The 24431-nt window shown below is 61.7% G+C and carries 22 protein-coding genes and 1 pseudogene; 9 read left to right on the plus strand and 14 right to left on the minus strand.

What is annotated here, in order from left to right; all coding sequences use genetic code 11:
* The 4 genes from NCR35_RS07955 to NCR35_RS07970 form a co-directional block, all read left to right on the plus strand.
* Positions 1-1737 (plus strand): type VI secretion system Vgr family protein (locus tag NCR35_RS07955; protein WP_250533936.1); only part of this gene is annotated, 1737 nt, incomplete at its 5' end.
* A 3-nt stretch (positions 1738-1740) separates the two neighbouring features.
* Positions 1741-4143 carry a M23 family metallopeptidase gene (locus NCR35_RS07960; protein ID WP_250533937.1) on the plus strand — a complete coding sequence of 801 codons (2403 nt, stop codon included), beginning with the start codon at positions 1741-1743 and terminating at the stop codon, positions 4141-4143.
* Positions 4144-4717: 574 nt separating this feature from the next.
* A complete protein-coding gene (locus NCR35_RS07965; protein WP_250533938.1) occupies positions 4718-5383 on the plus strand; it encodes a hypothetical protein in 666 nt (221 codons plus the stop codon).
* Positions 5384-5598: 215 nt separating this feature from the next.
* Positions 5599-6195, plus strand: coding sequence for a hypothetical protein (locus NCR35_RS07970; protein ID WP_250533939.1), 597 nt, complete (start codon positions 5599-5601; stop codon positions 6193-6195).
* A gap of 1171 nt (positions 6196-7366) precedes the next feature.
* On the opposite strand, the gene mfd is transcribed toward NCR35_RS07970, so the two are convergent.
* The gene (gene mfd / locus NCR35_RS07975) at positions 7367-10840 is read right to left on the minus strand and encodes a transcription-repair coupling factor (protein ID WP_250533940.1); all 3474 of its coding nucleotides are present in this window, start codon (positions 10838-10840) and stop codon (positions 7367-7369) included.
* A gap of 203 nt (positions 10841-11043) precedes the next feature.
* On the opposite strand from mfd, the gene ispD reads away from it, so the two are divergent.
* Both ispD and ispF read left to right on the plus strand, forming a co-directional pair.
* Positions 11044-11703, plus strand: coding sequence for a 2-C-methyl-D-erythritol 4-phosphate cytidylyltransferase (gene ispD / locus NCR35_RS07980; protein ID WP_250533941.1), 660 nt, complete (start codon positions 11044-11046; stop codon positions 11701-11703).
* Between the two features lie 34 nt (positions 11704-11737).
* Entirely contained in the window at positions 11738-12229 is a 492-nt protein-coding gene (gene ispF, locus NCR35_RS07985) for a 2-C-methyl-D-erythritol 2,4-cyclodiphosphate synthase (protein WP_206468103.1), read from the plus strand.
* Between the two features lie 51 nt (positions 12230-12280).
* Here the strand turns inward: ispF and NCR35_RS07990 are convergent, their stop codons facing one another.
* From NCR35_RS07990 to ompR, 4 genes are all read right to left on the minus strand, one after another.
* Positions 12281-12805, minus strand: a complete 525-nt coding sequence (locus tag NCR35_RS07990) for a carboxymuconolactone decarboxylase family protein (RefSeq protein WP_159836112.1) — start codon at positions 12803-12805, stop codon at positions 12281-12283.
* A 97-nt stretch (positions 12806-12902) separates the two neighbouring features.
* The gene (locus NCR35_RS07995) at positions 12903-13451 is read right to left on the minus strand and encodes a peroxiredoxin (protein ID WP_175940269.1); all 549 of its coding nucleotides are present in this window, start codon (positions 13449-13451) and stop codon (positions 12903-12905) included.
* Positions 13452-13665: 214 nt separating this feature from the next.
* Positions 13666-15036 (minus strand): ATP-binding protein, encoded by a 1371-nt coding sequence (locus tag NCR35_RS08000; protein ID WP_250533942.1) that lies wholly within the window; start codon positions 15034-15036, stop codon positions 13666-13668.
* 84 nt (positions 15037-15120) lie between these two features.
* On the minus strand, positions 15121-15846 hold the full coding sequence (ompR, locus tag NCR35_RS08005; protein ID WP_008349770.1) for an osmolarity response regulator transcription factor OmpR: 726 nt from the start codon (positions 15844-15846) through the stop codon (positions 15121-15123).
* Positions 15847-16115: 269 nt separating this feature from the next.
* Between ompR and NCR35_RS08010 the strand changes: the two genes are divergently transcribed.
* Positions 16116-16493 carry a hypothetical protein gene (locus NCR35_RS08010; RefSeq protein ID WP_250533943.1) on the plus strand — a complete coding sequence of 126 codons (378 nt, stop codon included), beginning with the start codon at positions 16116-16118 and terminating at the stop codon, positions 16491-16493.
* Positions 16494-16513: 20 nt separating this feature from the next.
* Entirely contained in the window at positions 16514-17464 is a 951-nt protein-coding gene (locus tag NCR35_RS08015) for a DUF1501 domain-containing protein (RefSeq protein WP_250533944.1), read from the plus strand.
* Between the two features lie 419 nt (positions 17465-17883).
* Here NCR35_RS08015 and NCR35_RS08020 read toward each other — a convergent pair whose 3' ends face one another.
* Positions 17884-18726 (minus strand): squalene/phytoene synthase family protein, encoded by an 843-nt coding sequence (locus NCR35_RS08020; RefSeq protein ID WP_250533945.1) that lies wholly within the window; start codon positions 18724-18726, stop codon positions 17884-17886.
* A gap of 218 nt (positions 18727-18944) precedes the next feature.
* On the opposite strand from NCR35_RS08020, the gene NCR35_RS08025 reads away from it, so the two are divergent.
* Complete coding sequence (locus NCR35_RS08025) at positions 18945-19331, plus strand: hypothetical protein (RefSeq protein WP_244848614.1); 387 nt, start codon at positions 18945-18947, stop codon at positions 19329-19331.
* A 112-nt stretch (positions 19332-19443) separates the two neighbouring features.
* Here the strand turns inward: NCR35_RS08025 and NCR35_RS08030 are convergent, their stop codons facing one another.
* The 8 genes and pseudogenes from NCR35_RS08030 to NCR35_RS08060 all read right to left on the minus strand — a co-directional run bounded on the left by NCR35_RS08030 (position 19444) and on the right by NCR35_RS08060 (position 24408).
* Positions 19444-19680, minus strand: coding sequence for a hypothetical protein (locus tag NCR35_RS08030; protein ID WP_250533946.1), 237 nt, complete (start codon positions 19678-19680; stop codon positions 19444-19446).
* Between the two features lie 9 nt (positions 19681-19689).
* Positions 19690-20898, minus strand: coding sequence for a site-specific integrase (locus NCR35_RS08035; RefSeq protein WP_250533947.1), 1209 nt, complete (start codon positions 20896-20898; stop codon positions 19690-19692).
* A 53-nt stretch (positions 20899-20951) separates the two neighbouring features.
* A pseudogene (locus tag NCR35_RS30075) lies at positions 20952-21056 on the minus strand (excisionase); the annotation flags it as partial.
* Positions 21057-21061: 5 nt separating this feature from the next.
* Complete coding sequence (locus NCR35_RS08040; RefSeq protein WP_250533948.1) at positions 21062-21679, minus strand: hypothetical protein; 618 nt, start codon at positions 21677-21679, stop codon at positions 21062-21064.
* 26 nt (positions 21680-21705) lie between these two features.
* The gene (locus tag NCR35_RS08045; protein WP_250533949.1) at positions 21706-21945 is read right to left on the minus strand and encodes a hypothetical protein; all 240 of its coding nucleotides are present in this window, start codon (positions 21943-21945) and stop codon (positions 21706-21708) included.
* 181 nt (positions 21946-22126) lie between these two features.
* Positions 22127-22468 carry a hypothetical protein gene (locus NCR35_RS08050; protein ID WP_250533950.1) on the minus strand — a complete coding sequence of 114 codons (342 nt, stop codon included), beginning with the start codon at positions 22466-22468 and terminating at the stop codon, positions 22127-22129.
* A gap of 43 nt (positions 22469-22511) precedes the next feature.
* Positions 22512-23570 carry a recombination protein RecT gene (gene recT, locus NCR35_RS08055; protein ID WP_250533951.1) on the minus strand — a complete coding sequence of 353 codons (1059 nt, stop codon included), beginning with the start codon at positions 23568-23570 and terminating at the stop codon, positions 22512-22514.
* 4 nt (positions 23571-23574) lie between these two features.
* Entirely contained in the window at positions 23575-24408 is an 834-nt protein-coding gene (locus NCR35_RS08060) for a PD-(D/E)XK nuclease-like domain-containing protein (protein WP_250533952.1), read from the minus strand.
* Between the last annotated feature and the right edge of the window lie 23 nt (positions 24409-24431).

Below are 24431 nucleotides of genomic sequence, written 5' to 3' on the forward strand. Positions count from 1 at the left end.
TCGCTGGTGGACTACGACTACACGCAGTCCGTCGTGAAGCTCACCGCGCAGCGCACGCAGCACAGCGAGAGCACGCAGGACAACGCCGAAGAGTACGCATGGGGCGACTACGCGCAACCGCTCGCGACGCCGCTCGGTGTCTCGGGCCGCCCCAACGATGCGATATTCGAAGCCGAGCATCTGGCGCAGGTCAAAGTCGAGGCGCATCGCGCGCAAAGTCGACTCGCGAGTGGCTCCGGCAATCTGCGCGGGCTGATGACGGGCTACAAGTTCCGGCTCGAAGGCTATCCGCTCACGCCCGGCGATGGCGAGTATCTGGTCGTCTCGACGGAGTTGGAAATCGTCAACAACGATACGGTCACCCATCGCGGCGCGCTCGAGCGCCGCTATCAGTGCCACACGCACTTCACGGCCGTGCCCGCCGACACCTTCTATCGCACGCCGCAGACGGCGGTCAAGCCGCGCGCCTTCGGCGAAATGGCGGTCGTGGTCGGCTTTGACGATCAGGACAAGATCCTCACCGACCCGTATGGGCGCGTGAAGGTGCATTTCGTCTGGGACCGCGTGAGTCCGCTCAACGACACGGCGAGTTGCTGGCTGCAAGTGGCCTCGCCCTGGCAAGGACCCGGCTACGGCGCGTTGTGGACGCCGCGCGTGGGGCAGATGGTGCAGATCGGCTATTTCGATAGCGATCCGGACCGGCCCTTCGTGATGGCGGCGCACAGTACGGAGAACCATCAACTGCCGTGGGAGTTGCCGCGCAATAGCGTGCTCTCAGGCTGGCGCAGCCGCGATCTAAACGGTCAGTCGACCAACAGCGTGCTCACCGACGATACGCCGGGCAAGCTTCAGGTTCAGGTGGCGAGCGATCACGCGCAGTCGCGGCTGGTGCTCGGGTCCAATACGCGCATCGACGGGCATAAGGGGCGCAGCGAGGCGCGCGGAGATGGCTTCGAACTGGCCACCGAGGCGCATGGTGTGCTGAGGGCCAACGCAGGTCTCTTGATGACGACCGAGGCGCGCGCCGGTGCGACATCGCCCGTCAAGGACATGGGCGAGACCGTGGCGCGGCTGACGCAGGCGCGCGGGCAGCATGAGGAATTGGGGCGGCTTGCCCAGCAGCATCTGGCGCAGACCGCCGATATAAGCCAGGCCGACGCGGCGCAAGCCATCAAGACACAGAACGAGGCGATCAAAGGCGGCGCGAAGGCGCACGACAATCCGTCGCCGGAGATGACGCGGCCGGATGCGGTGCTCGCGAGCAGCGCGGGGATCGCGACCACTGCGGCCGAGAGCACGCATCAGGCGAGCGGTCAGGATCATGCGATCACCGCTGGGCGAGACATGAGCGTGTCGCTCGGGCGCTCGTTGTTCGCGTCCGTGCGTGGAGCGATTTCGATGTTTGCATATCAGCTTGGGATGAAGTTGATTGCAGCGAAAGGCAAGGTCGAGATTCAGGCGCAAAGCGATCAGATGGCGCTCGCGACGCTCAAGGACGTCACGATTAGCAGCACGGACGGGAGAGTCGTGATTACCGCGTCGAAAGAGGTATGGATTGGCGCGGGGGGATCGTATGTGCAGATCAACGGCAGCGGGATCGTCAATGGATCACCTGGACCGATCTTGGAGAAAGGGGCGTCGTGGGACGTGCCGGGGCCGGATGCGAAGCTGGAGCCGGCTCCAGCCATGCCCCAAGGCAATTTGAGAACAACAGACATCTATCATCATTCGCGCTAAGCCATGATCATCAGCCCCCCCTTTCTACCGCAGTCCGCGCTTAATGCCCGGAACAATGCCGACCCCGATGCGATGATGACCGCAGTGGAAGCATATGAGGCGGCATATCACGGCTGCTTTCCGGTGACAGTCGACCGCCGCTGGCATTGCGGCATCCATCTTGTGCCTGCGTCGCAGTCAGAGCCGGTTCGAGCCATCGCAGACGGAGAGGTCGTCGCCTACCGTATCAGTCAAAACCCGATTTCCGATGGTCACGTCGACCAAACGACAGGACGCCAGGTGCCGAACACGAATACAGGATTCGTGCTTCTTCGCCACGTCACCGAGACGGGAGACGAACGCAAGCTCACGTTTTACTCGCTATATATGCACCTGCTCGATCTCACCGCGCAACGTGCGTTGATCTCACCGCAGGTCGGGAACCCGCCCGAAAAGACCTCGCCGACTGCACTTTCGTCTTGGTTGCTCGAGGCTGGGGACAATGTCAAGCCAGGAAACGGAAAGAAGGTGTGTCGAAAGGATATCCTCGGGTATCAAGGGCAGTCGCAAGGACTGCGGCACTTGCATTTCGAGATATTCATGACCGAAGAGGATTTCACCGCTTGGTTTCAGAAAACTGGTCACGAAGTGCAGTTGGGCGAAAAGAACCCTAGACAGCCGACATCGGACGATTGGTGGGGACATGCATACTTCGTCATTCCGGCGTCGGTTCAATTCGTCGATCGCCCCGGGACGCAACACGACGATGCCTGGTTTCCCAGGTTGGCCGCCGGTCGGTTGCCGAACGAAAGAAGTAAGCTCTACGTCGAGGCATATTTTCACTTCGGCCAACGCTATACACGTGCGTGGTTGGATGAACATGGTGATGGCAATTGCGTGCTACTCACCCATGATCCGATCAAGGATCGGTGCGACGACTACGAATACAAACTGTATGAGCGCGCTGTGGCCCTCTATCCAAAATGCGCGAGCGACGGCTACGAGCTACTACGGTTCGGGCGCATCCTTTCGCAAGCTCCCACGCTAACTTCCGCCGCCGATACAGCGACGTGGGTTGCGGTGCCGTTCGGTGCCGACGGCAGTCAGGGCTACGTGAATCTGGCTCAAACATCGATCGTCAAGCTGTCGGATGCTGACTTCCCGTTCTTCACTGGCTGGCAGAGAATCGACTCCGCAAATGCGCCCGTAGGCTCGGATGGCTTATTCGATTACCACAAGCTCTGCCGACTTCTTGACAATACACCTCGACCGGCAATCGCGGCGTCTGGGGCGTCCGATCCAAGGGCTCTTGATCGACAAGTCTCGAACTACGTACAAGGCACCGACGGTGTGCGAAGCGCAATGTCCAGGTTTGTATGTCACACGAAGAGCGAGTGGGACCCTGCCAACAACGCGGCCCGGTATCAAGATTTGAACAAACCTGACGGCTATTTCGGCCAGCGAAAGGCAACGGACCCGGACGGCTATGACAAATTCATTAGCTTCCTCAAGAAGCTTCAGTTTTTGGATCAGGTTCCGCAGTTGGCTGGCGGGAAGAAGTTTTGGTTTTTTCATCCGCTCTCTTTCATTCGGCATTTCAGGAAGTGTAAATGGGTTGGGCGGCAGGAAGCCGGGCAACTAATGCCGGCTCGCGCATGGTTCTCACAAGACGGGACGTTCCGAAAGCCGCTAGCCAATTCGATGACTTGGAGCCAGGTTGTCGAGCGCCTATCGCCGTACATGCGTAGCCTAAACGAAACTGTGCGAAAGTACGCACTGGACTGTTCTTCCGAGAGAATTGCCACCTTTCTGGCGCAGACATACATCGAGACTGATCGCTGGAAGACGCTGAGAGAGTACGGAAAGGGTGCACCGAACGACGCCATTCCCATGGCCAAGTATTATGCTGCTTTCTATGGCAGAGGGATCATGCAACTTACGTGGGCTGCGAACTATGAAGCCTACGGTGACTTCAAAGCGATCGCTAACATCTCAGGTGAATATTCAGGGGAGGGCAGGATTACTCAAACCTCGCTCCACTATTGGGATGACCCGACTAAGAGAGATGCGCGGGGAAAGGTTATCGGCGTCACAGGCATCCCCAGGAAATGGGCACCAAGGTATAACCCTGACCTGCTTGCAACCGATGCATCAATAGGATGTGACAGCGGCGGCTTCTATTGGGTCTGGAAGCATCACAGCGGGGCAAGGAATATCAGCAGGGTGGCTGATGACGGCATTCAAGAAAGAACGATCGACAAGGTCAATAAACTGGTCAATGGTGGATCGTTCGGATATTTCGAGAGGTTCGCTTTCTCTTGGTACACGAAGAACGTATTCACGGATTGGGTGCCGCCAGCGAACAAAATAACCATCACAACACCGAAAGCCGTTGTCGTGGAGATCGACTTAACTAAGCCTGCTTAAAGGGACATCTCATGAATCATCTCCTTCGAATTCCTTTGTTTCTTCTCATTGCAGGCATATGTCTCACCACGTTTGCAAGGCCATCAGACGTTGACATCTTTCAGGACTGTATGCACCGGACCGAACATAGTCGCCTGGCTTGCCAGGCAGGATGCGGGATGATAGTCCAACAGTGCTATGACGAAACGGTCGCCGACGCGGAGAATAGGATCAGTGTCATCTTGTCGAGCCTAGAAAGAACGAACGGTGGTCCATGTGCTGATTTGGCCAAACAATACGTAGACGACGCATCGCGCATGGAACAGCGGACTGCTAACGTTGCAGACCGTCTTCCAGGTTGGATCAGTAGCGACATGAAGTTGAATCTTGTGAAGCAACGACTAATCAACGTTCAACTGATAGCCGCTCGTTGTAATCGCTAGACCCGAGAGTCGGCCATCGGGTCCGTTTGACGCATTTGCCGCGACGCCATTTGACACTGGCCGCTAGCGACGGGCTGCCGTAGGTTTCCGCTCACCGCGAACGTCCACGCCCATTTGCCCCAAGGTCGTACCTCGAAATACCCCCCCGGACAATGAAACGCTTTGCAGGGTTGACCGTTGCCACTTTGTTTTTCCTTCCACCTGCTTGGGCCTTGGATGGCTTGATGAGTGTCGGTCTCACGCCGGCTATCGGGAACACTTCGCCGGGGTTGAAAAAAGCACTCCGCTCGCTAACCAGTCGCACAGAGTCCGACGGGCGGGAATGCCTCGACATTGCGCGAAATATGGAAACCAAAGGGAACTACGATGGGTCTCTAACCAAGATGGTCGACAACGAGAAGATACTTGGTCTTCAAGTCTCCGGGTCGAAGATGTGCGACGGAGTGCATTCCTCCACATACCGGTACGGCGTCGCTTTTGAGAAGGCAAGCGGAAAGCCGGTCGATTTAGCGCCGGTCTATCAGATTGCGATCCGCAAAGATAATTACTTGTTCCTTCGGCCCGAGCTTGTCGATTCCACAGCAGAGGTCTACAGACAAGTGAACGCCGGCAACCCGTCCTGCCTTGACAATCCAGATTTACTAGAAGGATTAGCGAACTTTTCCGCTGACATTCGCGCCGGAGTCAGATGGGTCAGTAGCTCTCTACTATTCTGCGCCGATGTCTCTACACAATGTTTCCCAATTCTTCACTTGCATGGGGCAAAGATAAAACGCTTCCGCGATGCCCTTAAGGCCGCCCGCTATGGCCTTCCATGAACCCCTGCAATAAAGCGAACTCGGAGATAAAGAAGAATCCACCTCCTTAGCTGGAGATTGGCCGCCCCTTGCCTGGAAAACTGAAAGTCACTGAATGATCCTATCGGTAGCACTGGGTCATGCGGATAACCATTCTTCGCCTATACCTATCCGGCTTCGCATTGAACGACGAGGTCAAGCCCAGTCCCGACTTCCTACCGACGTTGTGAGGATATATGAAACATGTATTGCTTTTCGCCGTGACTGTTATGCTGTCTCTCGGAAAGGCTGTAGCCGGCGAGCCGCAACGGATCACGCGAGCTGATTGTCGCCTGTCTTTCTCTGTTCCGGCAGAACTCAGTTACATCGAGGTAGCGGGAGCCCAGGTCTCGAATGACGAACTTTGTTATATAGCGTTCGACTATGCTTCATCTGCCGGAAACAAGCATTCCCAGAACCTTCCTCCAATTCCGGATGATTGGCGTACTCAGGTCGACTTCTGGGTAACAATCAAGAAAGTTCCGTTGGACAAGCAGATCGAAGCGATTGAATCAGCGGGCGGTGGAAGCCAAGGTGGCATCTTTAGCTTGGACTCGAAAGTTCGCGCGAACCCTGTCCGGGGCGATGGCTACGTTTTTACTTACTCCTATGTCAAGCCAACGGCGTCCATGCTCCAGCTTAAACAGTCGCGCGAGGTCGTCTTTGCTGTTGGCGACAGGTGGCACTCTGCCGTTTACTATCTATATCCCGTGGGAGCAGACAGCAAACAAAGAACAGAATTGTCGGTCCTCAAACGTTTGTTTTCATCCTTCGCTTTCGATACCGCAGGCTGATAAGGATTGGCTACGATCTTGCGGTACGTGCCTAGTTGATCGGAGCGTGCTCTCACGGAAGTGCGTGCGAAACTGGACGGAGCGGCATATATTTTCGCCACCCGAGAAGCTATCGCTCGTACAAAGGGCCGGGACATATTGCGACGCAGCCGGGAAACCTTACGAATACGTCGAGACGTATAGCAGCGGAAAGAGAGTCTCTTATACCGTGAGGCCTGCCCGGGGTGTCATCCGAGAGTCTGAAAGAACGCTTTAAGACGACTAACGGCCACTTCGTAGAAAGTGACAATCGAAAGTCATAGACTTCGATGCGCACTCTTGGCTTTCCGATCCGACGCGGATCCCGTAAATTCTGCCAAATGATCAATCTAATCAAGACAGCGGTATTCATTGTCCTCGGAGGAACCACTGTGGCGGTGCTGTCGAAGCCACCGGATTCGGACACCTTCCGAGAATGTGTACATCGGACCGAACAAAGTCGCTTCGCTTGCCGGGCAGGGTGCGGGATGATACTCGAACAGTGTTATGACGAAGCGGTCGCCGACGTGGACAGCAAGATCAGTATCATCTTATCGAGGCTACAGCAAACGAACGGTGGTCCGTGTGTTGATCTGGCCAGAAATTATCTAAAGAACGCTTCGCGCATGGAACAGCACACTGCTGACGTTGCAGACCGTCTGCCAGGCTGGATCGGTAGCGACATGAAGTTGAATTTTGTGAAGCAACGACTAATCAACGTTCAATTAATAGCCGCCCGTTGCAATCGCTAGACCGGAGAGTCGGCAACCTAGTCCGTTCGACGCATTTGGCGACGCCATTTGACATCGACGGCTCACGAAGGGCTGCCATAGGTCTTCCATTTCCTCTTTGCCCCGAGGCAGCGGCTTTGAGTCGCCACGTTTGCGTTCCTACCGGAAGCGAAACGACGTGCCCGATCGCGCCAGTACGGCGCGAGTGCGAGGGCCGGGTACACATAGCGCTTGCGCTATCGAATCAGTCCGCGAGCATATCGGAAGCGTTCGCTCGGTCCAATACGATGACGCAGACGTAGTTGCACCGAATCTGAAGGCAGCAACGCGTGTACTTTCTTGATGATGGAACGGCTAGCGGCGATTCAAGGGAGCGCGGCTTGGGGATCGGCATGTAATATCCACGCTCCAAAAGAGAACGCTTACCGAGCCGCAACCGCCTTCCTCACCGGCCCCCCCAGCGCCCGCAAAGTCTCCTTAACAGTAGCGATCCGCACAGCCAAATCCGGACTACGCGTCTCGATCCGCAACTTATCCTGCCCCGCAAGCTTGATGTGCTTGTTCTTCTGCACCATCTCGATGATCTTCATCGCATCGACGGGCGGATTCGGCACGAACTGCAACGCGATGGAAAGCTCGGCCGCGTCGATCTTGGAAATGCCGAGCGGTTTCGCGGCCAATCGCAGCCGATGCGTCTCCACAAGCGCATGCGCCTGCGGCGGCAGCTTGCCGAAGCGGTCAACCAACTCTTCGAGAATGCCGTCGATCGCATCGCTCGATTCGCAGTTCGCAAGCCGCTTATAGAGCGACAGACGCTCCTGCACGTCGCCGCAGTAATCGGCGGGCAGAATGGCCGGCGCGTGCAGATTGATCTCGGTCGTCGCGGCGAGCGGCGCGTTGAGGTCCGGCTCACGACCGTCCTTCAGCGCGCGCACCGCGTCGTTGAGCATGTCGGTGTAAAGCTGGAAGCCGATCTCGTGAATCTCGCCCGATTGCTTGTCGCCGAGCACTTCGCCGGTACCGCGAATTTCGAGGTCGTGCATCGCGAGATAGAAGCCGGAGCCGAGTTCCTCCATCTGCTGAATGGCTTCGAGCCGGCGCTGCGCCTGCTTCGTCAGCGACTGCGGATCATGCACGAGTAAATACGCGTACGCCTGATGATGCGAGCGCCCGACGCGTCCGCGCAGCTGATGCAATTGCGCAAGGCCGAACTTGTCCGCGCGATGCATGATGATCGTGTTCGCGCTCGGCACGTCGATGCCCGTTTCGATGATCGTCGTGCACAGCAGCACGTTCGCGCGCTGGCCGACGAAATCGCGCATCACGCGTTCGAGCTCGCGCTCATGCATCTGCCCGTGCGCAACCGCGATGCGCGCTTCGGGCACAAGCGCCTCCAGCATCGCACGGCGGTTGTCGATCGTCTCCACTTCGTTGTGCAGGAAGTACACCTGGCCGCCGCGCTTGAGTTCGCGCAACATCGCCTCGCGAATCACGCCGTCTTCCTCGCGGCGCACGAAGGTCTTGATCGCGAGACGCTTCTGCGGCGCGGTCGCGATCACCGAGAAATCGCGCAGGCCTTCGAGCGCCATGCCGAGCGTGCGCGGAATCGGCGTCGCCGTGAGCGTGAGGACATCGACCTCGGCGCGCAGCGCCTTGAGCGCCTCTTTTTGCCGCACGCCGAAGCGGTGTTCCTCGTCGATGATGACGAGCCCGAGCCGCTTGAACTTCACATCGCTCGATAAGAGCTTGTGCGTGCCGATCACGATATCGACCGAGCCTTCGTTGATCTGCTGCACCGACTGCGATACTTCCTTCGTGCTCTTGAAGCGCGACAACTCCGCGATGCGCACCGGCCAGTCCGCGAAGCGGTCCGTGAAGGTCTGCGTGTGCTGTTCGGCGAGCAGCGTCGTCGGCGAAAGAATCGCCACCTGCTTGCCCGCCATCACCGCGATGAACGCGGCGCGCAGCGCGACTTCCGTCTTGCCGAAGCCGACGTCGCCGCACACGAGGCGGTCCATCGGCTTGCCGCTCGTCATGTCCGCAATCACGGATGCGATCGCCGCCGCCTGATCTGGCGTCTCCTCGAAGCCGAAGCTCTCCGCGAACTTCGTGTAGTCGCGCGGATCGAGCTTGAACGCAAAGCCTTCGCGCGCGGCGCGGCGGGCGTACAGGTTCAGCAACTCGGCGGCGGTATCGCGAATCTGCTGCGCGGCCTTGCGCTTGGCCTTCTCCCACTGGCCGGAGCCGAGCGTGTGAAGCGGCGCGCTTTCCGGGTCCGCGCCGCTGTAGCGCGAAATCACATGCAACTGCGCGACCGGCACGTACAGCTTCGATTCATTCTGATATTCGAGGTGCAGAAACTCGGTCTCGCCTTCGCCGAGGTCCATCGACACGAGGCCCATGTATCGGCCGATGCCATGCTGCGCATGCACGACCGGATCGCCGACCTTCAGTTCGGCGAGATCGCGCACCATCGAATCGACGTTGCTCGCCTGTTCCTGACGCCGCCGCCCGGCGCGGCGCGCAAGCGGGCCGTACAGTTCGGTCTCCGTGATGATCGAAAGCTCTTCGGCGGGCAGCGCGAAGCCGTTTGCGAGCGGCGCGATGCCGAGCGTGAACTTCGCGTCGCTCGTGAGCCATTCCTGGAACGTGTCGTGCAACTCGCCGCGCAATCCGTTGTCCGCGAGCAATTGCTGAATGGTCTCGCGCCGGCCCGCCGATTCTGCGACGAGCATCACGCGGTTCGGTGTCTGCTCCAGATAGTGACGCAGCGCGAGCAGCGGCTCGTCCGCGTGACGGTCGATGGCAAGGCCCGGCAGCGGCACGGCCCAGCCGCCTTCGGGCGTCGGCGGAAACTTCAGTTGCGCGAACGGTTTGGCGAACGTGAAGAAGTCGTCGTCGGTCAGGAAAAGACGGCGCGGCTCCAAGAGCGGACGCTCGCGGTCGTGCGAGAGGAATTCGTAGCGCTGCTTCGTGTCGTGCGTGAAGCGCTTGATCGCGGCGTCGAGATCGCCGATGAACGCGAGCTGCGAGCCTTGCGGCAAGTAGTGAAAGAGCGTCGCGGTTTCATCGAAGAAGAGCGGCAGATAGTATTCGATGCCCGCCGACGGCACGCCGTTGCCGATGTCCTTGTAGATCTGCGAGCGGCTCGGATCGCCCTCGAACACTTCACGCCAGCGGCTGCGAAACGCAGTGCGCGCGGCTTCGTCGAACGGGAACTCGCGGCCCGGCAAGAGGCGCACGTCGCGCACCGGATAAAGACTGCGCTGCGTGTCGGGATCGAACGCGCGAATCGAATCCACCTGATCGTCGAACAGGTCGATGCGATACGGCAGCGGCGAGCCCATCGGATACAGGTCGATCAGCGAGCCGCGCACGCAGTATTCGCCCGGCCGCACGACCTGGCTCACGTGCTCGTAGCCCGCGAGCGTCAATTGCGCCTTGAGCTTGGCCTCGTCGAGACGTTCGCCTTGGGTGAACGAGAACGTGTAGGCCGCGAGAAAGGACGCGGGCGGCATGCGATACAGCGCCGTCGTCGCCGGCACGATGAGAATGTCGCAGCGTCCTTCGCCGAGATCGTGCAGCGTCGCGAGCCGCTCGGAGACGAGGTCCTGATGCGGCGAGAACGTGTCGTAGGGCAGCGTTTCCCAGTCGGGCAAGAGGCGCACGCGGGCGTCCGGCGCAAAGTAGGGCAACTCGGCCGCGAGGCGCTGCGCGTCGACGGCGCTCGCGCAAACCACCGTCAGAAGCGGCACCGCCTCGCGATGCGCCGCGAGGTAACGCGCGATGGCGAGCGCATCGGCGGAGCCGGAAGCGCCGTCGAAGACGAAACGCTGACCTGCCTTGACGAGCGCGATGGGGGAAGTGGATTGCGCGTTGACGGCTTTCGAAGACATAAGGTGTGCATTGAACCGCCCGCGCGCTGCCACTGAAAAGCCGCGCGCCGGACGTGGTCGCGAAAGACCTATTATAAAATCCGGGCTTCACTTTGACTCGGCCACATGATTCTCTCGTGACTTCGCCCGCCGCCCCGTCTACCACTGCGCGTCTTTTCGCGCTCATTCCCTGCGCCGGAACCGGCAGCCGCTCCGGCGCGCCGATGCCCAAGCAATACCAGACGGTCGCGGGACGGCCGATGCTCGGCTACACGCTCGCCGCATTCGACGCGTGCCCCGAATTCTCGCAGACACTCGTCGTCCTCGCACCGGACGATCATCACTTCGACGCGCGCCGCTTCGCCGGCCTGCGCTTCGTGGTGCAGCGCCGGGGCGGGGCGTCGCGGCAGGCGTCGGTTTATAACGGCCTCGTCGCGCTCGCGGAATTCGGCGCGCGCGACGACGACTGGGTGCTCGTGCACGACGCCGCGCGCCCCGGCATCACGCCCGAGCTGATTCGCAAGCTCGTCGCCGAAGTGCGCGACGATCCCGTCGGCGGCATTCTCGCGCTGCCGGTCGCGGATACGTTAAAGCGCGTCGCACCGACCATGCCCGATGCGCCGACAGGCGGCGCCCGCATCGCGCGGACCGAATCGCGCGACGGCTTGTGGCAGGCGCAGACGCCGCAGATGTTCCGGCTCGGCATGTTGCGCGAAGCGATCGATCGTGCGCGCCGCGACGGCCACGATCTCACGGACGAAGCCAGCGCCATCGAATGGCTCGGCCACTCGCCGAAGCTCGTGCAGGGCAGCCTGCGCAACTTCAAGGTGACTTATCCGGAAGACTTCGGTCTCGCCAGCGCGATCCTCTCGGCGCGCGCCTGACGGACCGCTCACTCTCTACTGCTAGGTGGCATCGATGGATTTCAGAATCGGACAAGGATACGACGTGCATCAGCTCGTCGAAGGGCGCGAGCTCATCATCGGCGGCGTGACGATTCCGTACGAACGCGGGCTGCTCGGCCATTCGGATGCCGACGTGCTGCTGCACGCGATCACCGACGCGCTGTTCGGCGCCGCGGCGCTCGGCGATATCGGCCGGCATTTTCCGGATACGGCCACCGAGTTCGCCGGCGCGAACAGCCGCGTGCTGCTGCGCGAGGCGGCCAAGCGCGTGTCGGAGGCAGGCTTCGCGATTGCGAACGTGGACAGCACCGTGATCGCGCAGGCGCCGAAGCTGAGTCCGCATATCGAAGCGATGCGCGAGAACATCGCCGCCGATCTCGATCTTCCGGTCGATCGCGTCAACGTGAAGGCGAAGACCAACGAGAAGCTCGGCTATCTCGGCCGCAAGGAAGGCATCGAAGCGCAGGCGGCCGTGCTGTTGCGGCGCACGTCGATCGACCACTGAGCGAGCGACGCCACGTTCGAGCGACGTGGCGTCTGCCCGCGTTTATCAGCGTTACTTCCCTTCGGCTTCGATCGTGAGCGCGACCGCGCCGATCACGGCGGCGATGCGGCCGACATCGCGCAGTTGCGTCGTCGACATGCCTTCGGTCACGAGATTCTCGTAGTGCGACTTCACGCAGAAATGGCACTTGCCGATGATCGACGCCGCAAGCGCATACATCTCGAAGCGCCGCTTGTCCACGCCGCCATGCGACGCGTACGCGTTCATGCGTAGTCCGGCGGGCTGCGTCTTCAGGTCGGCGTTGTCGGCCATCTCCAGATACGGATACCAGACGTTGTTCATGCCCATCAGCGCAGCCGCCGTGAGCGCCGCGTTCGTCTCTTCGGGGGAGAGCACGCCGGCATTGCGAATGATCGACACGAGCTTCGTCGCCTTGGCCGCGTAAGCCGCAGCGAGCGCGACGCCCACCGCGTCATTGCCTTCCAGCGACGAACGGGCGATCGTGCCGTCGACGTTCAGGCGAATGTCTTTCGCGTAATCGGGAACCAGCTCCTTGATCGACGACAGGAATTCCATTGATTTCTCCTATTCGATGGCGTTGAAAAAGCCCGCCGGCTCCCGAGTTTGCACTCGAAAGAAGGCGGGCTCACGCATGCGCTCGTGTGCCTTTGCTTTAGAGCGTCGCGCCGCCGACCGCGCGGTTGCACGGGCACAGCTCGTCGGTTTGCAGGCCGTCCAGAATACGTAGCACTTCTTCCGGATTGCGGCCCACGTTCAGGTTATTGACCGACACGTGCTGAATGACGTTGTCCGGATCGACGATGAACGTGGCGCGCAAAGCGACGCCCGCTTCCTTGTCCCGCACGCCGAGCTGGTCGATAAGTTCGCCCTTCACGTCGCCGAACGAATAGTGGTTCAGCTTGTTCAGGTCCTTGTGCTCGCGGCGCCACGCGAGCTTGACGAATTCGTTGTCGACGCTGCCGCCCATCAGCACGGCGTCGCGGTCTTCGAAGTCCTTCGCGAGTTTGCCGAACTCGACGATTTCCGTCGGGCACACGAACGTGAAGTCCTTCGGATAGAAGTAGATGATCTTCCACTTGCCCGGAAACGACTGCTCGGTGATTTCCTCGAAGGCGGACTGGCCGTTTTCCTCGTGGTTGTTGAAGCCGGGTTTTGCAGCGGTGACGGTGAATGCTTCGACTTTATCGCCAACGGTCTTCATGCAACGCTCCTGTGTTCGTTGAAAGGACAACTCAAGCCAAACTACCGGAAAGCGGTAACGCGCGCACGACAGCATGGCCGTGGATGCCGCGCGTCGAATCGGATCATCATAACCCCATGGCAGAACCGCTTCAAAAGGTTTGCCCAATGACGCGGATAGCTTTTTTCGAACGTGCGAGCGAGTCGCGGGCTGAACGCGCAGGTGAATACGTGGGCTAGTCGCGCGGGCCGTCGAAGCGCGCGCCCTTCATCTGCGGGAAGTCGATGGTCACTTCGAAGCCCGGCAGCGGCGTGCGATTGCGCAGCCTGAGCGCGCCGCGCTGCCGCGTGACGAGCCGCTGCACGATCGCCATGCCGAGGCCCGTGCCGTTGGCCTGCGTGCGCGCCGCGTCCACGCGATAGAAGGGCCGCGTGATGAGCGCCACCTGATCGTCGGGGATGCCGAGGCCTTCGTCCATCACGGACAGCTCGACGCGGCCATGCGCCACGCGCGTTTGCAGCGTGATGCGGGCGATATCGTCGCGCTCGCTGCGGCCGTATTTACGCGCGTTTTCGAGCAGATTGCCGACGACGCGCCGCGCATCGGTCGGATCGCCTTCGATGATCGCGCCCGGCGCGAGGTCCGTACGCATCACGACGCCTTCGTCCGCCTGGAAGCGCGCGGCCAGTTCGCTCGCGATCATCGAGAGATCGACGGCTTCGGGCATGCGCTGCATCGGCCGCGCGTAGTCCAGAAAGCGCCCGATGATCATGTCCATCTGCTCGATGTCGTCGATCATCGCGAGCTTGGTGGCTTCGTCCGACGGACTCATTTCCGTTTCGAGCCGCAGGCGGGCGAGCGGGGTGCGCAGATCGTGCGAGATGCCGGCGAGCATCAGCGCGCGGTCCGCTTCGAGCTGTTCGAGGTCCTGCACCATCTGGTTGAAGCTGCGGTTGGTTTCGGCGGCGACGCCCATGCCGCGTTCCGGCAGCGGTTCGGGCGACTGACCGGAACCGACCTTGCGCGCTGCGAGCGCGAGCCGCGCGAACGGCCGGTTCACGAGACTCGTGATGAACGCCGCGCCGAAGAGCGACAGCGCGAGCGCGAACACGCCCCAGCCGGCCCATTGCAGGCCCGTCACGGTGTCGAGTTGATCGCGGTCGAGCGCCACCCAGTAGTCGTCATCATCGATCTTGAAGCTGATCCAGACGCCCGGAATGTCGTTGACCGACTGCGCGATGATCGTATCGTTGCCGAGCCGCCCGCGCACGTCGCGCTCAATCAGCCGGTTGAGCGATTCGTCAGGCTGGAGCTTGTACTTGTCCGTGGTCTCGCGCGGATACACGCGCACGCCTTCGTTGCTTTCCAGGTCCTGGAGCAGCGCGCGGCGCAGATCGGGATCGGAATAGAGAAGGGCGGTGCGCGTGAGCTTCACGACAGCGACGAGCTGAAGCGCCACGCGCTGCGCGCGCGGCTCGCGTTCGATCACGCGAAAGCTCTGAAACCAGGCGGTGAGGCTGACCGCGATGAGCAGCGCGATCAGCGCGAAAGTTCGCCAGAACAGGCCGCCGAACGCAAGCGCCAGTAGCCGCCTGTCGATGCGCATGGGTCTATCGGGTTCCGCTCGGTGAAGGGGATAAAGCGTATCGGACTCGCTTGAAGTGCGTGGGACTAGGCGGCGCGACGTGCTTTAAGCTGCGCCGTCGGGAATGAAGACGTAGCCGAGGCCCCACACCGTCTGAATGAAGCGCGGACTGCTCGGATCCGGCTCGATCAGCTTGCGCAGACGCGAAATCTGCACGTCGAGGCTGCGATCGAACACTTCGTATTCACGGCCGCGCGCGAGTTCCATCAGCTTTTCGCGCGACAGCGGCTGGCGCGGATGACGCGCGAATACCTTGAGCACCGAGAACTCGCCGGTGGTCAGCGGAATCTCCTGGCCGTTCTTGGTCAGCGTGCGCGTGGCGAGATTCAGCGCGAATTCGCCGAACTCGAATACTTCCGTCGTCTCGGACGGCGCGCCGGGCAGCTCCGACGGCGTCTGACGCCGCAGCACGGCATGAATGCGGGCGACGAGTTCGCGCGGATTGAAGGGCTTCGGCAGATAATCGTCCGCGCCCATTTCCAGACCGACGATGCGGTCCACGTCTTCGCCCTTTGCCGTGAGCATGATGATGGGCGTGCGGTCGTTGCTGCCGCGCAGACGCCGGCAGATGGAAAGGCCGTCTTCGCCCGGAAGCATGAGATCCAGCACGAGCAGATCGAAACGCTCGCGCACCCAAAGCTTATTCATCGACGGGGCGTTTTCCGCGACATACACGTTGAAGCCCTGCTCGCCGAGATAACGCCGAAGCAGATCGCGCAGGCGCGGATCGTCATCGACTACCAGAATTTTCGAAGGATTTTTGGTTTCCATGGCGGCATCTTAGCGCGTTTGTTCAAACGCCGAGTTTGTAACAAAACCGAGTGTAACAGTTAGTTACAAAATTTACGGAGCCTGTGGCACGGCCCCTGACTTCTCTGCGTACACTGCTTTACCTAAGCCCGCCATTCGGTAGATACTCCATTAGACCAGCGGCCCCGTGCGGCGCGACCAGGCCGCGTGAGACGCATGAAAAGAATGAGGCTGTCCGGTTGTCGAGCAACGAAGGGAACAACATGAAGGGAGCGCGGCGGCGCGGACCTGTGCGCACCGAGCGCATTTTCAGAAAGACGTTAGTGGCAAGTGCGCTGTACGCTGTACTGAGCGCACAGCATGCCTATGCGCAACCTTCCCGACTCGCTGCGTTTCCGTCCTCGTCGGCGCCATCCAACGAGTTCGACCGCTCCGTTCACATGCCCGCCGGTCGCTACGACGGCCGCATGATCCGCGCGCAGGATCGCACCGGCCGAGGCTCGAACAAGCGCGAGCGCGACACCAAGCCCGCCGCGCTGCAACCCGTGCAGCAAGTCGACGACACACCGCCCGCGCGCCCACCGCGCCACACCGTCATGACGGCCGACGAGCGGCGGCTCTTGCGTCAGCACATCGAAGAAGCGGTACGGGACCTTTACAAACGCTGATTCACACAGGGACGAACGCGATGAACAGACGTGAGTTCCTGTCGATCGCAAGCGTCGTCGCCGTGCAGCCGGTCGCGCTCTGCCGCGCATCCGAAGCGCGCCGCTCGTCGACGCGGGCGCTCGTTCTCGTCGACTTCAACGGCGGCAACGACGGACTCAACACGGTCATTCCCATCGCCGATCCGCGCTACTACGCGCTGCGGCCCACGCTCGCCATATCGCGGGATCACGCCTTGCGCATCGACGAGCGCACCGGCCTGCATCCGTCGCTGTGTGCTCTGATGCCCGCGTGGCATGCGGGCGAATGCGCCATCGTGCAGGGCGTCGGTTATGCGCGGCCGAACCGCTCGCACTATCGCGCGCAGCAGATCTGGCACACGGCATCCGAGGCGGACGAATATCGCCGCGACGCGTGGCTCGCGCGCGTGCAGGTGCCGCAAACCGCGATGGTTCATCCGGCAAGCACGCCGTTCGACACGCGATCCTTCACGGCATCCTGTGAGGCGGCTGCGCACGTCATCGCGGCGAATCGCGCGCAGGGCGGCGTCGCGCTGATCAGACTCACGCTCGATGGCTTCGACACGCACCAGCATCAGGCGGCGCGACATGCGGCGCTGCTCGCGCAGTTCGCGGACGGGATTGCTTCACTGCGGGCCGCGTTGCTCGCGACAGACGATTGGCGCAGCACGCTCGTAATGACTCGTTCGGAGTTCGGACGATCGGCGCGCGAAAACGACACACGCGGCACGGATCATGGCGCGGCCGCGCCGCAGTTCGTGCTGGGTGGCGCGGTGCGCGGCGGTCTTTTCGGCGAAGCGCCGCGACTCGACGCACTGGACAAGGAGGGCGGGCTGACGGCCGCCGTGGACTTCAGGCGGCTTTGCGCCACGGCGCTCGACGCATGCTGGAACGCGAACGCCGCCGATGTTCTCGGGCGGCCGTTCGCGCCGTTGGCGGTTATGCGGGGGTGAGGTTCTCCTCAGCGCGTGCGCCAATTTTGAGCGGCCCTTCGCGCCGCTGCCATTGTCCGGGCGTGAGATTCATGCTCGCCAAGTTCGCCAATGTTCGCGAGCGGCCCTTCGCGCCGCTGCCGGTCGTGTGCGTGCGCATCGCACTTGGCGCGTGCGCCAAGCCTTTCGGCAGTAGTTGACGCCGCTGGTGATCATCTGCGCGGTTCGATGCTGACCGCGTGCGCAACGGTTGCTGGCCGGACGTTCGCGCAGCCGCTGCGCATGCGCGCATGAGGTTCTCGCTTAGCGCGTGCGCCGTTTTTGAGCGGCCGTTCGCGCCGCTGCCGTTATCCGCGCGTTCGATTCATGCTCACCAAGATCGCCAATGTTCGCAAGCGGTGGCCGCGCCGCTGCCGGTCGGGCACGCATGAGCATCCCACTCAGCGCGTGCGCCACGTGATCCAGAGCTTGCGGATCGGCGTGAGCGTAATGCGCTGGTGCAACACTTTGAAGCCTTCGCGCTCGATCTCGTCGAAGCGGGCCAGCGACAGCGCCGCCTGTGCCCGCAACGCGCGCTGCGAGGCACGCTCGGCGGGCGGGATGGCGGCAAGCGCCTCGTCGAGCGAGCGGCGCGCGCGCTCGGTCTGAAAGCGCATCAGTTCGGTGAAAGCGTCACTGTACTTGCGGTTGATGATATCCGCCGCCGTGACATTGAACCGCTGCAACTCGTCGATGGGCACGTAGACGCGGCCGTTGCGCGCGTCGTCGCCGATTTCCTGCACGCGTTCGGCAAGCAGCAGCGCTGAGCCGAGCGGCGCGGCCCACGACGACACGTCGTCACGCGCGGTCGGACGCGCGGTGGCACGCGCGACGGCGGTCGCGAACGCGCCGCCCGTCTGGTCCAGATAGCGCCGCAGGCCCGGCCAGTCCAGATAGCGCGCCTGATCCAGGTCCATCGAGAAACCGTCGACGAGCATCGCCAGCGCGGCGCGGCCTTCTTCGTCGAGCACGCCGCTCCCATCGGCATGAGCTTGCAGCGCCTTCGTGACCGGATGCGTCGGCTCGCCGAGATAGAGCCGCTCGAGTTCGCTCTGCCACCACACATGTTTGGTGCGGCCGATGGTCGGATCGCTCGTCTCCTTCACCGTTTCCTCCAGTTCGCGATAGAGCGCGTAGAGGGCGGTGAGAAGCGGCTGACGCGCGGCCGGGGCCCGGCGCAGCGCGTAGTAGGTGCCTGAGCCTTCGGGAGCGGCCTTTTGCTGGCAATAGTCGTCGAAATTCACGGACGGGAAGCTTGTGGTGGGGAAGGCGATAGGTTGTTCTGTGCTCGCGGTTTCACAAGGCGTCGAGCGAGGCGGGCGCTCATTTTATCGCGGCGCGCCATTAGCGGCCGCCCGCGCCGCGCTGCCATCGCGTGTGCGCCGACCCACCGACGCGGCGAACGGCCCGCGCAACACTGCGCGAAACACGCACAAGCGCGAGACCAACGGAGACAGCAGCCATGCCGCTCAGCAAAACGGAAAACAAACAGTTCGGAGACAAGTGCCTGCCGCTCATCGTGAGGAGCGTGGCAACGGGCCTCGGCTTCGATTTTCGCGTATGCCCGCGTCAGATGAGCGTCTCGCCGACGCCCGGGCTGCACATCACGGCGGCGCGTCGCGCGGACGCGAAAGCGTCGTATCCGCTCAACGTGTTCGTGTACTTGCCGCCGTCGAGCGTGCGCCAGTTTCTATCGAACCTTGACCGGCCGATTGCCGCGGCGCGTGCCAGCGAGCGCGTGCCGGAAGAGATCAGGAAGCTGATGAATCAGACGGGCGTGGACTTCGCGGGACGATCGCAGGAGAAGGGCGAAGTGATGATGGTCGAACTGAGCGACATCGCGCTGTAGGCGCTCTGAACGAGCGGTGGGGGGAGTGGTGCGAGGAGGGGGACTCGAACCCCCTCGGTGCCTTGCTGTGCTTGGGTTTACGCGGGATGGCTGGCGCTATGCTGTCATTCTGTCAGCACGCAATCTGCTGCTCGTACTTGGCGATTGCGTCGTCGACGGCCTTGTCGTAATCATCGGCGCGTTGCGCTTGCTGGGTGCGAAGCCACCGATACCGCGCGGCGTCTCGGTCTTGCTCCGCGCTCACAGCGGCGACAATTTGTCGAACGACATCGACCGGAACGGCGGTTCCTACCTGCTCGGTCCACTCGGACGTTCTGTTGATCCATTCGTCGATCTGCTCATCAGTCATCGTCTACTCCTATCCAGTCTTCCCGAGTTTCCCATTATCGCCCGCCGAGAACATGGCGACCGCTTTCCCGCCTGCATCCGGGTTCGACGACGGAATCCAGCGCCCGTAATTGCGCATGATCGACGTTGTATCGGAGTGCCCCATCTGCCGCGCGACCCACATCGGATGTTCGCCCGCCGACAGCATCATCGATGCGAACGTGTGCCGCGTCTGGTACGGGTTCCGATAGCGCACGCCCGCGCGTTTGAGCGTCGTACGCCACGCTTCCCATATCTGATCGTCGCCTTTCCATCGGCCCGACTCGCCGCCGCGCCAACCGGGATTGTGAAAGACCGCACCGTTCGCGAGCAGCGTGTGCGCCTTCTGCGCTTCGAGCGCGGCGAGCGCCGGCCCGAGTAGCTTCACGTCGCGGCGCCCGGCGAGCGTCTTTGTGTCCTCGGCCGTACCCTTCGCCGCGCGCGTCATCGCCTTTCGCACGCGCACGGTGCCGCGCTGCCAGTCGACGTCGGACCAGTCGAGCGCGATGAGTTCGCTCGTGCGCATGCCGGTCCAGAAGGCGAATCGAAACAGGTTCGCGATCTGCGGATCGCGCGCTGCGGCGATGACGGCCGCCTGCTCGTCGGCGTCGAGCGGATCAGCGTGATCCTGCTCGCGCGGCGCTTCGTTGCGCTCGAACGTGAACCCGGCGAGTGGATTGACGTCGAGGATTTCGTCGGCGACCGCGTCGGAAAGCGCGCTGCGCAGGCAGCTTTGAATATTCGCGAGGCGCTTGTTCGTCACCTTCTTTTTCTGCTGGTCGTCGATCGTCGCGAGCCATTCCTTCAGGTGCGCGCGGCGCAGCTCGGCGAGGCGCATCTTCCCGAACCGGGGGATGACCTGGCCGAATATGATGCTGTGATAACTGCGGTGCGTGCTGGCGGCGATCTGTGTCTTTTTGATTTCGAGCCAGCGTTCGAGATAGGCGGCGACGGTTTCGGCGGTCTGGCCGGCGAGTTCGGTCGTTGCTGCGCGCGGCGAGTTGGGAAAGACTTGCGCGTAATCGAATGTGCCGCGCGAGATTTCGTAAAGGATGGCGGCCCGGTGATGCTCGGCGCGCTTCAGGTTAGCGGCTGTAGGCGGCAGCGGGATTCGCTCCCGGCAGCGCTTTCCTTTGTAGATGAACGTGATTTCGATACTCGACTTCGAGATCGGTTTAACACCCCTCCCGTCACGACCCATTTATCGTATGCCTCTGTGTCAATAAGAATCCGGCCGTCGGGCGCTTTGTGCCAAACCACGCCTTCAGGCCAGATCCCGTCGTTGCATTTTTTATAAATGGCCCCCACGGTGTACCCCGTATCGGCCGCCATTTTATCTACGGTCACATGTCGAACCATGTGTGCTAACCCTCTTTAGTCGGCGCTTTCTCCTGCGCGGCGATTGCGGCGTCGATGTGCGAGTCCAGTTCTTCCCACGATCCCGCGTGAACCGTGATGAAGTGCTCTTTCCACAGTGACGCGCCGTGGCCGACGCTCTCGACCTTCTGGTTATAGCTGTGGTGCGCGAATGCCTTCAGCGCGCGATACCGCGCCGCGTCCCGCGCATCGCTCGACGTCGCAGCAGGTGGGACCGGCGCGAAGTCCTCGATAGCGTCGATCACTCCAGAACCGTAGATCTTTCTCGACGGCGCAGCAGGCGATGCTTGCGCCGAACGTGCGGCGAGAACGGCGCGGGCGAACGACAGAAAATCTCCGCAGTCGTCAAAGTTTTTGACGAACAGTTCTTTGATCTGCGCGTCAGTCAGCGCGCTCGGCTCTGCGCTCGGGGTGGCGGCTTCTACCGGCGATCGCAGGTAAAGCGCGCGCTGGCCTTCGTCGCTCAACGGGTCAATCTCTGCACCCGCGTCGAGAGCGGAGGATGCGAGAAGCGCGCGGGCGAAGCCGGCAATATCTGCGCGCTCGTCGTCAGCGTTGAACCCGGTAACTTGGAGCCACAATGCTTCGATCTCTTTGTCGGTCATGTTCTCTCCTATATCGTCTCTGGCGATCACGAGGCGGCACGCATGGCTTGCACAGCGCGCACAAGCGGCTCAAGACGCATCTTCGACACTTTGATTTCGCCGTTTGCAACCTTCAGGTATTCCGCTTCGAGTTCATCGGCCGCTTTCGAAAGATCAACCGTTGCGGAAGGCGCCGGCAACGCAGAAATCGCAACGTAGTTCCCATCGTCCACGAGGCAGGGCGCGCCGCATTCAGGACATTCACATTCGATGTGTTCTTGGCTCATGTTCTCTCGCAATAACAGTCTGTCCAATCATCACGCTGCACCGCTCGCCTGTTACCTGCGCGATCACCTCGGCGAACGAGGCTGATGCGCGATGGATAAGCGGTGTCGTGGCGGTCTGCGCTTTGCCGAGCGCGGCAAGGGAATCGAGCAGCGCGCGGAATGGGGAAAGGTGGCGGATCACCTAGTAGCTCGCCTTGCGCGACTCGAAAAGTTTTTTCCCGGCGGCCGTCATGCTGATGCCGGCCGGGTTGTACCAGCGTTGCGCGCCGCTCTGCCATAAGACGACGATGTTCGGCTCGTTGTACGAGTAGCAGCCGAATGCCGTCGGGCGACCGGCCGAGTCGACGATCACGCTCGTCAAGCCTTCTCGGCCGGCCAGTTGCGGGATGCCGTCGAGTTTGCTGCACGGCATGTCGGAGAATTGGATCGTCCCGCCGGCTTCGTTTTGCGTGTACATCAGGATCGTCGCGTGCGCGCTTGTCGCAAGCAGGGCGGCGCATGCCGCGAGAAAGAGGCGTTTCATTTTGTTGCTCCTGGGAGCGGCGCGCGCGGCGCCGCGGTGTGGATTACGCGCCGAGCAACACTTCGCGGCGGTCTTCGTATGCCTGTTCGAGCTTTGCGAGCTCGTTCGGCGGCAGGTCGCGTGCGCTATCCATCACGAGATCGAGCGAGTCGACCGTGTTCGCCTTCTGCACGAGCGCCAGCATGTCGGCATAGGTGATCGTCATCTCTTGCTGCTGCGCGCGCTGGTCGGTGATCTCGCCGGTCTGCTGGTCGACCGTCTCGCCTGCGAACCCGTCGGCATCGTCGCTCGGCGTGATGTAACCCTCGCCGTCGAGCACCGTGTCGAGCGCCTGCGACGTGCCGCGCGCGCCGACGTCATCGATCGCTGCGGCGGTCGCCAGTTCGATGCTGACCGGCAGATACTTGAACAGGCGGCGCAGCACCGTCTTGCGGCCCATTTCCTCGTAGTGCTGGCCCCACACCGTTTTCTCTTTGTCGCGCGCGAACTTGTAGTTCTGGCTCGCGTCGCGGATCTCGTTCACCTGCTCGGCGCTCATGACTTCGAACGCATGGCCGCCGCCGACGAGTTTCGCCACTGCATAGAACGCGATCACGCGGCCTCGGTTCGTCATGGCCGGCTTGTGTTCGAGCTTTTCGTCGAGGCCGTACGCGTAGTCGAACGTGTCGCCTTCGTGTACGGCATGCGCGGCGATGCTCACGACTTGGCCCGATCGGCGCGCGAGATCGATCAATCCCTTGTACCCGATCACGATCTGCGTCTCGACCTTGTCCGTGACCCACTGATTGCCCGACTTCTTCTTCTTCTCGAACGGGATCAGATAGGCGTGACCGAGCGGCGTGTTCGGTTCGAGGCCGAGCTGCGAGCACTGCACGACTGCGCCCATCAGAGACTCGACCGTGCATTCCATCAGTTTCGGCGTCGTGCGCAGCGCGCCGAGCGCGATCTTCAGCATCCGGTCGGGGCTGACATGCTTCGGCAGGACGGCCGCGAGCGTCGCCTTCTGCGACTCGAAAAACGTCTTGACGTTGCTGATTCCGGCGTCGCGCGCGACCATCTTCGACGTCTGCTTCAGGCTTGCAATGCTGGTTGTGTTTGCCACGTTTTTATTCCTCGTTGGTTAGCGCCCACTGAGGGAGCCGGATTAGAGTTATGCCGTCGGAAAAGCCCGGCCATGTGTTCGTTTTGACGCACTCGGCATAGGTGCGCAGGTTGCGCTTGTAGTGCCGACGTCCGGCTTCGAGACTGTCCTCGTCGAGCATCATCGCGGCGGCGGCATACGGCCATTCGTTACCGACCGCGAGAAAGATGAACCCACGCACCGTTTTGCCGCTCGCCTTCTCGTAACCGTCTGTGTATAGCGCCGCCTGCTTCGCGTACGCCTTGCGCCCGCATTGCCGCGCGAACTCGTTCGGGCTCGGGTCGGAAAAGGTCTTGACGTCGAGCAAGATGACCGAGTCGCTGGTCGCGTCATGCACGAAATCGGGACGACAGCGGCATTCGGCGCCGGTTTCCTCGTCGACCCAAAACGCCGACACTTCAGGCTGACCGCTCGCGAGCACGTCACCGATCTCGGGCAGCGCGCGCACTGATGCAGCCTGACGAATCGCCGCCTCGTACTGGTCATGCTGGATCGCGATGCGCTCGGGGTTCGCCGCGACGAACGCCTTCCATTCCTTCGTGTTGCGGTTGAGCGTCGGACCGATGACGTACCGCTTCTCGAACTCCTCCGGTTCGAGGATCGCGCAGTGCGCGAGGTGGCCTTCGAGTTGTCCGCTCTTTTCGCGCGACGGCGGCCGGTTCGGATCAAGGTGCCGCGCGTAGTAGATCGCGGGAGACAGGTCAATCGAGTCGAGGCCCGACTTACTGATCGCGGGCATCGCGTGGTACTCGTCGATATTGAGGCCGTGCACGATGCCGGGAATGAATTCGCGCTTCATGCGAATGCCCCACGCGCGAACGC

The sequence above is a fragment of the Caballeronia sp. AZ10_KS36 genome (assembly GCF_023631105.1).
Classification (GTDB): domain Bacteria; phylum Pseudomonadota; class Gammaproteobacteria; order Burkholderiales; family Burkholderiaceae; genus Caballeronia.

Bases quoted from the DNA above. Each gene is read 5' to 3' on its own strand.
- NCR35_RS07960 (WP_250533937.1), top strand. From the start codon at position 1,741: ATGATCATCAGCCCCCCCTTTCTACCGCAGTCCGCGCTTAATGCCCGG.
- NCR35_RS07965 (WP_250533938.1), top strand. From the start codon at position 4,718: ATGAAACGCTTTGCAGGGTTGACCGTTGCCACTTTGTTTTTCCTTCCA.
- NCR35_RS07970 (WP_250533939.1), top strand. From the start codon at position 5,599: ATGAAACATGTATTGCTTTTCGCCGTGACTGTTATGCTGTCTCTCGGA.
- mfd (WP_250533940.1), bottom strand. From the start codon at position 10,840: ATGTCTTCGAAAGCCGTCAACGCGCAATCCACTTCCCCCATCGCGCTC.
- ispD (WP_250533941.1), top strand. From the start codon at position 11,044: ATGCCCAAGCAATACCAGACGGTCGCGGGACGGCCGATGCTCGGCTAC.
- ispF (WP_206468103.1), top strand. From the start codon at position 11,738: ATGGATTTCAGAATCGGACAAGGATACGACGTGCATCAGCTCGTCGAA.
- NCR35_RS07990 (WP_159836112.1), bottom strand. From the start codon at position 12,805: ATGGAATTCCTGTCGTCGATCAAGGAGCTGGTTCCCGATTACGCGAAA.
- NCR35_RS07995 (WP_175940269.1), bottom strand. From the start codon at position 13,451: ATGAAGACCGTTGGCGATAAAGTCGAAGCATTCACCGTCACCGCTGCA.
- NCR35_RS08000 (WP_250533942.1), bottom strand. From the start codon at position 15,036: ATGCGCATCGACAGGCGGCTACTGGCGCTTGCGTTCGGCGGCCTGTTC.
- ompR (WP_008349770.1), bottom strand. From the start codon at position 15,846: ATGGAAACCAAAAATCCTTCGAAAATTCTGGTAGTCGATGACGATCCG.
- NCR35_RS08015 (WP_250533944.1), top strand. From the start codon at position 16,514: ATGAACAGACGTGAGTTCCTGTCGATCGCAAGCGTCGTCGCCGTGCAG.
- NCR35_RS08025 (WP_244848614.1), top strand. From the start codon at position 18,945: ATGCCGCTCAGCAAAACGGAAAACAAACAGTTCGGAGACAAGTGCCTG.
- NCR35_RS08030 (WP_250533946.1), bottom strand. From the start codon at position 19,680: ATGACTGATGAGCAGATCGACGAATGGATCAACAGAACGTCCGAGTGG.
- NCR35_RS08035 (WP_250533947.1), bottom strand. From the start codon at position 20,898: ATGGGTCGTGACGGGAGGGGTGTTAAACCGATCTCGAAGTCGAGTATC.
- NCR35_RS08040 (WP_250533948.1), bottom strand. From the start codon at position 21,679: ATGACCGACAAAGAGATCGAAGCATTGTGGCTCCAAGTTACCGGGTTC.
- NCR35_RS08045 (WP_250533949.1), bottom strand. From the start codon at position 21,945: ATGAGCCAAGAACACATCGAATGTGAATGTCCTGAATGCGGCGCGCCC.
- NCR35_RS08050 (WP_250533950.1), bottom strand. From the start codon at position 22,468: ATGAAACGCCTCTTTCTCGCGGCATGCGCCGCCCTGCTTGCGACAAGC.
- NCR35_RS08060 (WP_250533952.1), bottom strand. From the start codon at position 24,408: ATGAAGCGCGAATTCATTCCCGGCATCGTGCACGGCCTCAATATCGAC.